At 65.7% G+C, this 7,015-nt stretch carries 4 protein-coding genes, 4 pseudogenes and 1 riboswitch; of the genes and pseudogenes, 1 reads left to right on the top strand and 7 read right to left on the bottom strand.

The genetic code is table 11. The annotated features are described in order from the left end of the window. Window positions 1–106 precede the first annotated feature (106 nt). The gene (locus tag ACYVD0_RS12390; RefSeq protein WP_460427088.1) at window positions 107–325 is read right to left on the bottom strand and encodes a DUF2970 domain-containing protein; all 219 of its coding nucleotides are present in this window, start codon (window positions 323–325) and stop codon (window positions 107–109) included. 20 nt (window positions 326–345) lie between these two features. After that, window positions 346–1,509: a cyclopropane-fatty-acyl-phospholipid synthase gene (gene cfa, locus ACYVD0_RS12385; RefSeq protein ID WP_460427087.1), complete on the bottom strand. Its 1,164-nt coding sequence runs from the start codon at window positions 1,507–1,509 to the stop codon at window positions 346–348. A 310-nt stretch (window positions 1,510–1,819) separates the two neighbouring features. Then, a riboswitch (cobalamin riboswitch) is annotated at window positions 1,820–1,956 on the top strand. A 16-nt stretch (window positions 1,957–1,972) separates the two neighbouring features. Here cfa and ACYVD0_RS12380 point away from each other — a divergent pair. After that, a pseudogene (locus ACYVD0_RS12380) lies at window positions 1,973–2,698 on the top strand (cobaltochelatase subunit CobN); the annotation flags it as partial. A gap of 58 nt (window positions 2,699–2,756) precedes the next feature. On the opposite strand, the pseudogene ACYVD0_RS12375 reads toward ACYVD0_RS12380, so the two are convergent. The 5 genes and pseudogenes from ACYVD0_RS12375 to gpmI form a co-directional block, all read right to left on the bottom strand. Next, a pseudogene (locus ACYVD0_RS12375) lies at window positions 2,757–2,897 on the bottom strand (TRAP transporter substrate-binding protein); the annotation flags it as partial. Between the two features lie 5 nt (window positions 2,898–2,902). Next, window positions 2,903–3,158, bottom strand: a pseudogene (locus tag ACYVD0_RS12370) (SMP-30/gluconolactonase/LRE family protein); the annotation flags it as partial. Further along, window positions 3,158–3,295: pseudogene (locus tag ACYVD0_RS12365) on the bottom strand (NAD-dependent epimerase/dehydratase family protein); the annotation flags it as partial. The pseudogenes ACYVD0_RS12365 and ACYVD0_RS12370, both read right to left, overlap by 1 nt. Before the next feature lie 389 nt (window positions 3,296–3,684). Continuing rightward, window positions 3,685–4,827 (bottom strand): lactonase family protein, encoded by a 1,143-nt coding sequence (locus ACYVD0_RS12360; protein WP_460427086.1) that lies wholly within the window; start codon window positions 4,825–4,827, stop codon window positions 3,685–3,687. A gap of 231 nt (window positions 4,828–5,058) precedes the next feature. Then, window positions 5,059–6,591, bottom strand: a complete 1,533-nt coding sequence (gpmI, locus tag ACYVD0_RS12355; protein ID WP_460427085.1) for a 2,3-bisphosphoglycerate-independent phosphoglycerate mutase — start codon at window positions 6,589–6,591, stop codon at window positions 5,059–5,061. Between the last annotated feature and the right edge of the window lie 424 nt (window positions 6,592–7,015).

Here is a 7,015-nt window from a genome sequence, read left to right as displayed (position 1 = left end):
GGCAAGAAGGGTGGCATCAAGACCCGCCGCCTGGTTGCATCCACCTCCGATACCTATCGCGCTGTACTTCTCGGACTTGGGTAGCCTTCATGCGATTGCCCTGCGCTCAGGGCTGGGCCAGGTGCAGCACCAGCTTAACCATGCCAAACAGGAGTAGCACGAGCAGCACGGTGAAGCCCACGCCCAGCAGGATGAAATGGCTGGGTTTGCCCCGGGCGAAGTCCCGTGCCCGGTTCTTGCCGCTCTGTACGCCGAGGGCGGCGGCCAGCACGCTGTGCAGCATCTGCCGGAGCGTTAGGGGCTTGTCGTCGTGGTCGTCGCCCATGGGGCCTCCATGACTCTGCTTCACAGGAGCGGACGCCGGTAGCCGCCGGGCACGCCATTCTTCGACAGCACGTACTGCCAGAGCTGGATGTTCCGGGCGCGGAAGGCGCCGGCGCAGGACAGCAGGTAGTAGCGCCACATGCGCCGGAATCTTTCCCCCAGCTCGGCGGCGAAGCGCGGCCAGGCTGCCTCGAAGTTGGCATGCCAGGCCATCAGGGTCCGGTCATAATCCGCGCCGAAACTGTGCTGATCCTCAAGGATCAGCAGGCGATCCAGCGCATCGCCGATCTGTCCGAGGGACGGCAGGTCGCCATTGGGGAATATGTAGCGATCAATCCAGGGGTCCGGGGTCGAGTGGCGCTGGTTTTTGCCGATGGTATGCAGGAGAAACAGGCCGTCGTCGGCCAGACAGCGGGCGGCGACCTCGAAGAAGCGGCGGTGGTTCTTGTGGCCGACATGTTCGAACATGCCGACGCTGACGATGCGGTCGAAGCGTCCCTGGATCTCGCGGTAGTCCTGCAGGCGGAACTCCACGGGCAGGTCGGCGTAGCGCTCCCTGGCCCAGGCCTGCTGCTCCCGGGAAACCGTCACGCCGACGCAATGCACGCCATGCCGCTCCGCGGCATAGCCCATGAAGCTGCCCCAGCCGCAGCCGATGTCCAGCACCCGCATGCCGTGCTCCAGGCCGAGCTTGCGGCAGATCAGCTCCAGCTTGGCCTCCTGGGCCTCGGCCAGACTGTCGGCGTTTCGCCAGTAGCCGCAGGTGTAAGTCATGCGCGGGTCGAGCATGGCCTCGTAGAAGTCGTTGCCGAGATCATAATGGGCCTCGCCGACCTTCCAGGCACGCCGGTGGTTCTGCAGGTTGAGCAGGCGTGAGCGGAGCGCATGGAAGATCAGCCGTGTCGGCTTCACCTGCTGGTCGATGCCGGTGTGCAACAGGCGAAAGAAGAATTCATCCAGTCGTTCCGCTTCCCAGGCGCCCTCCATGTAGGCCTCGCCCAAACCCAGATTGCCCTGGGCGAAGACCCGCTCGGGCACGCCGCCGGCCTTGAGCTGCATGTCCCAGGGCCGGTTGCCGCCGATGCGGATATCGGCCTGCTGCAGCAGCTCGACCGTCAGGCGGTGCAGGCTGGAGTCCCGCGAAAGATAGCCGGACCCAGCGTTAAACATGAATTCTCGGCTCATGGTTGTCCCACCCTTGGCTGGCTCTACCGGATCGGTCTCCGGGTGACACTTCGGAATCTGCCGGCTGCCTGTCAAGGCAATGCGCCCAAGCAAAGTCAGATTAGGCAGGGACTGGCACGACGGCCAATAATCCGCGGCAGGGGCGTCAGAAAACCGCCAGCGGACTGGCCGCGCCAAGATTGGCTCGGGTCGATCCGCAAGGGCTCTGGCGGCTTGCCAGTGTCCGGCCGGCAGCTCCTTGCCCCCCTTGAGGCATTGCGCTTGCTCGCCGTCACCCGCCGCGTAAGGTGCGCCCCTGCCGGCCCTTGGCCGGCAACATGGAGAGTGCGGTGCCCGGATCAGGATCTGGGGTAAATGGGAAGGAAGTCAGTCCAAGCTGACGCTGTCCCCGCAACGGTAGGACCGTTTCACGGTCGAGCCCGACACCAGCCCGCTCTCCCGAAGCAGGCCGCGGTGGGCGGCCGTGCGGTCGCCAGCCCTGGTCGTTCTGCGCCTTGCCGCCGGCGCTGCGTCCGTTTCGCGTGCCCGCCGCCTTTCGACCCGGGACTGGGCATGTCTTCTCTTTTCCTCCGCCGCTTTGGCTTGGGCCTGCTGCTCGGGCTGCTCGTCCCCGGAGCCTCGGCGGCGCAACTCAACGCCATCGTTTCACGCTACAGCGCGGCCGAATTCGCCAGCGCCGTCGCGCAGTTCCAGCAGCACCATCCGTATTGGCAGGTCAGCGCGCGCACTCCGAAGCAGCTCGCCGGGCTCGACGAGCTGGCACTGCGCGCCTGGTTGGGCGAGGGGGCGGGCGCTGCTCGGCGTCGGCCTGTTCAGTGCCGAGGTGGAGCGCCTGGGACCGCTGCTCGGCCAGGTCGCGCCGGCGGACAGCTTCCTCGACAACATCGCCGCTCTGCTGGCCTGGCTGGCGGCCCGCCATAACCCGGATGTGAAGGTCCCGGCTGTGCAGGCGCGTCCGGGCCGCGAGGAGGTCACCGGGCTGTTCGAGCAGCTGAACGTGCCGGTGTTCAAGGGGCTGCGCCTGGAGGACCGCAACGAAACCGGCTGGCAGCTGTCCGGCGATGGCCTGGCGCGCGACAAGGTGCACTACCAACTGGCCATGCCCGAGCTGCAGGGCAGCGGTCAGGCCATGGTGCTGGCGGTCTGGCACGAGCGCCAGAGCGATTCGCTGTCGGGCATCCGCTTCGGCGTCGCCGCGCCGCTGCCGGCGCAGCTCGATGCCTTCGCCGCGCGCATCCAGCGTTGGCACTCCAGGTGCGCCTGGACATCACCAGCAGCTCGGGAACGATCAGGTGGCCGGTCAGCCTGTAGTAGGAGGCCGCCTTGTGGTGGTTGTGGGAGAACATGGTCGGCGGGTTGTTCTCGGCGCCGTCGATCACTCCGCTCTGCGTCCACCGTCGGGACGGCCAGGATGGCGCTGTATGTCGACGAACAGCCGGCGGTTGTGCGGGGCACCATCGTCTTCGTCGTAGTCGAAGGCCCAGATGGCCTGCACCGAGGGGGCGAGTCGGACAGGTACATCGTCCGCTCGTCGGGGCTGAAGTCCAGGCCGTTGGGACGATGAGATCGCCCTGCCAGGGTTCCAGCGCTGCGCCACCGGCTCCGCCGACGAAGCGATAGAGCGCGCCGAGCCGGTGTCCGGCAGCCATGCCATGGGAGCGATATCGGACAGGCGGAGGATGTGGGCGTAGGGACGCAGGCTTTCCCGCAGGACCGTCCCCAGGACGCCGGCCGCGCCGGTGAGCAGGAGACGATCGAGGGCGGGGCTTGATGCAGGATGGGGCATGGCTGAGATCCACTCTGATTGTTATTATTTTTGGGATTGTCATGTGTCGTCGTATGATAAGACGAAATTGTCGACTGCTCCCGCAGGCTTTGTCAACGCCGCGCGGGGGGCTGAAGATAGTGAGTGGGTGGCGCCCGGTTATTGTGCAAAAGGGCTGTCCGCTCGGGGCCGGTAGCATTCACATCGGACGATCGGCGGCAGATTTCGCGCGATTGTCGTTTGCTGCAGGTAAGTGCGGAGGGGCGGCTGGTCGCTATGAGCTTTGTCATGTGATGACTTGGCTTGTGGCGGCTTGCGTCTGTCTGTTGCTCGTTTGCTGGCCCACGGTTTCACAGGTCTTGGGTGAGTGGAGCGGTGGCCAGCCTGTCAGTCAAGCTGGCCGCGACGACTCAGGGACTGGTAGTGAACTTCACATCGGAAGGCGAATGGAAGGGCAGGGTCTGGGTGATTTTTCCCGCCTTGCCGGTGGCTGGATCGCGTTCCATGACGACGATCGCATTGCTGTTCTGGTTGGCGACGAGAATGAAGCGGCCGGTCGGATCGAAGGTAAATTCGCGCGGCTCTTCGCCCTCCACCGGGTGATGTGAAACGACAGCGAGTCGCCCGTCGTTCGGATCGATCTGGAAGACCACCAACTGATTGGCGGTGCCGCGGTTGGTCGCGTACAGGAAGCGGCCGTCCGGCGAGACGTGCAGGGCGGCGGCCTTGTTCTGGCCTTTGAAGTCCTCGGCGGCCAGCGGGATGGTCTGCTTGGGCGTGAGCTTGCCATCGGCATAGTCGAAGACAACGATCGTCCCCTGCATCTCCAGGGTCACGTAGGCCTGCTTTCCGGTCGGGCCGAACACCAGATGACGGGGCCCCGAGCCCTCGGGCAGCTCGACGAAGGGCTGCTCTTTGTTGGCGCTGAGCGGATGCTCCGGGTGAGCCGCCGGATCGTAGCGATAGATGTAGATCTTGTCGGCACCGAGGTCCTGGGCGAACACGTAGCGCCCGTCCGGCGATTCGACCGCCGAATGCACGTGGGGCGATTGTTGGCGTTCGGGATGGGCCTGGCTGGCGCGATGGGTCTTGACCTGGCTGACCGGCTGGAGCCGGCCTTCGCGGTCCACCGGGATCACCACCAGGGTGCCGCCCGGATCGGCCTCCACCGAATAGTTGGAGACGAACAGGTGCGTGCCGTCGGTGCTGACGCTGAGGTGTGCCGGTTCGGTGCCGAGCGATTTCACGTCGTTGATTTTCTCCAGGGTGCCCTTGGCCTGGTCGACGCGGAACGAAGTGACGCGACCGATGATGTCGCGCTGACCAGGACCGTTTTCATTGACCGCGAACAGATATTGGCGATCGGGCGAGAACGCTAGCCAGGAGGGGTTTTCCGTTTTCACCACCTGCAGCGGTTCGCTGGAGATGGTCCCGGTCTGGCTGTCGAAGCTGTGTACGTGGATGCCCTCGCTGGGACCGGCCGTATAGCTGCCGACCCACAGCGGATAGGTCTGTTCCGCCGCCATGCCGGTGAAGGGGAGGGCTGCAAGCATGCAGACTGCAGCAGCACGCTGCGATGTTGTTTTTGTCATCTGGGTGATTCGCCTTTGAAGACTTGTTGTTTTGTTGTGATCGGGTCGTGCAGTGGGCGCTGCCTGGATCGGCAGCGGCACCGCATGCACGGACGGGGATGCGGTCGAGGCCGCTCCCGTCCTGGATGGCATGGACCCGGACATACCATCCGGTTCTCCATGAAGCTGTAGCACTTCCGGCCAGGTGCTGCTTCAGGCCTGCTCGACCAGCGGCTGGCCGGTCATTTCCTTGGGCTGCGGCAGGCCGAGCAGCTTCAGCATCGTCGGTGCCACGTCGGCCAGCACGCCGCCGTCGCGGATGCGCAGCGGGCGCTGGCCGACATAGATGAAGGGCACCGGCTCGCAGGTGTGCGCGGTGTGCGCCTGGCCGGTCGTCTCGTCCTCCATCTGCTCGACGTTGCCGTGGTCGGCGGTGATCAGCGCCTCGCCGCCGACCTTCTCCAGCGCCGTGACGACGCGTCCGAGGCAGGCGTCCAGGCACTCCACCGCCTGGACCGCCGCTTCGAACACCCCGGTGTGGCCGACCATGTCGCCGTTGGCGTAGTTGGCGACGATCACATCGAAGCGCTGGCTCTCGATCGCCTCGACGAGGCGGTCGGTGACCTCGGGCGCGCTCATCTCCGGTTTGAGGTCGTAGGTGGCGACCTGTGGCGAGGGGATGAGGATGCGTTCCTCGCCCGTGAAGGGTTCCTCGCGGCCGCCGGAGAGGAAGAAGGTGACGTGGGCATACTTCTCGGTCTCGGCGATGCGCAACTGGGTCTTGCCGTTGTTGGCCAGGTATTCGCCGAGCACGTTGGTCAGTGCTTCCGGGGCGAAGGCGCAGGGCGCCGGGATGCTCGCCGCGTACTGGGTGAGGGTGACGAAGCCGGCCTGTGGCACGCGGGCGCGGGCGAAGCCGTCGAAGTCCGGCTCGACGAAGGCGCGGGTCAGCTCGCGGGCGCGGTCGGCGCGGAAGTTCATGAACACCACGGCATCGCCATCTTCCACCTTGACCGGCTCGCCGATGCTGGTGGCCTTGACGAACTCGTCGCTCTCGCCGCGGGCATAGGCGGCCTCGAGGCCGGCCAGGGCGCTCTCGGCGGCGAATTCGGCGGTGCCGTCGACGATCAGCTGGTAGGCGGCCTGGATGCGATCCCAGCGGTTGTCGCGGTCCAGGGCGAAGTAGCGGCCGATCAGGCTGGCGGTGCGGCCCTTGCCGAGGCGGGCGAAGCAGGCGTCGAGCGTCAGGATGGGGCTCTGGGCGCTTTTGGGCGGTGTGTCGCGGCCGTCGAGGAAGGCGTGCAGGTAGATCTTCTCCGCACCTCGGCGCACGGCCAGCTCGGCCATGGCGGCGAGGTGGTCCTGGTGGCTGTGCACGCCGCCCTCGGAGAGCAGGCCGAGGATATGCACCGCCTTGCCGGCGGCGGCTGCCCGGTCGACGGCGGCGCAGATGGCCGGATTCTCGAAGAACTCGCCGTCCTGGATGGCCTTGGTGACCCGGGTGAAATCCTGGTACAGCACGCGGCCGGCACCGAGGTTCATGTGACCGACCTCGGAGTTGCCCATCTGGCCGTCGGGCAGGCCGACGTCCATGCCGGAGCCGGAAATCAGGCCGCGGGGACAACTGGCGCCCAGGCGGTCGAGCACCGGGGTCTTGGCGGCGTGGATGGCGTTGTGGGCGGGGTTGTCACTGTGACCGAAGCCGTCGAGGATGATGAGTACCAGCGGTTTGGGCGTAGCAGTCATGTTGCGACCCTCCTGGGGAGGCTGAGGCTGGGGAGGAAGGCCCGGCAGGCCGGGCGCCTTGGGATTCGATAGAAGGTCTTGCCGGTGGGCTGCGAGCCCGATGCTTGCGGGCAGGCGTGCCGGGAGAGGATGCGGGACCGCGATACTGGCCGTGGTGCGGGCTCAGTCGCGATCGAGCCAGGTTCGTCTGGCTGGCGTTGCGTGCGGACTCTGCGGGCAATGCGGGCCGTCATGCGTACCTTGATTGCTTTGTTGTAAATTTACGCAAATTTACGGCTTTCAAATCTGTCTGGTCAAGATTATGTGCGGTTTATTACGAATTTATTAACCCGGCAATCAAATACCCAATCTAAGTGGCATAACGCACCGACGCATGCTGGAAATAGGCAACTACCCGCTCCGGGGTTTTGGCCAGCCAGCTCAT

It is taken from the genome of Azotobacter armeniacus (assembly GCF_054779355.1).
Note: the sequence above shows the minus strand (reverse complement) of the source record. Positions and strands in the feature narration are given on the sequence as shown.

Coding starts and splice junctions, on each gene's coding strand:
- ACYVD0_RS12390 (WP_460427088.1), bottom strand. CDS start 325: ATGGGCGACGACCACGACGACAAGCCCCTAACGCTCCGGCAGATGCTG.
- cfa (WP_460427087.1), bottom strand. CDS start 1,509: ATGAGCCGAGAATTCATGTTTAACGCTGGGTCCGGCTATCTTTCGCGG.
- ACYVD0_RS12360 (WP_460427086.1), bottom strand. CDS start 4,827: ATGCTTGCAGCCCTCCCCTTCACCGGCATGGCGGCGGAACAGACCTAT.
- gpmI (WP_460427085.1), bottom strand. CDS start 6,591: ATGACTGCTACGCCCAAACCGCTGGTACTCATCATCCTCGACGGCTTC.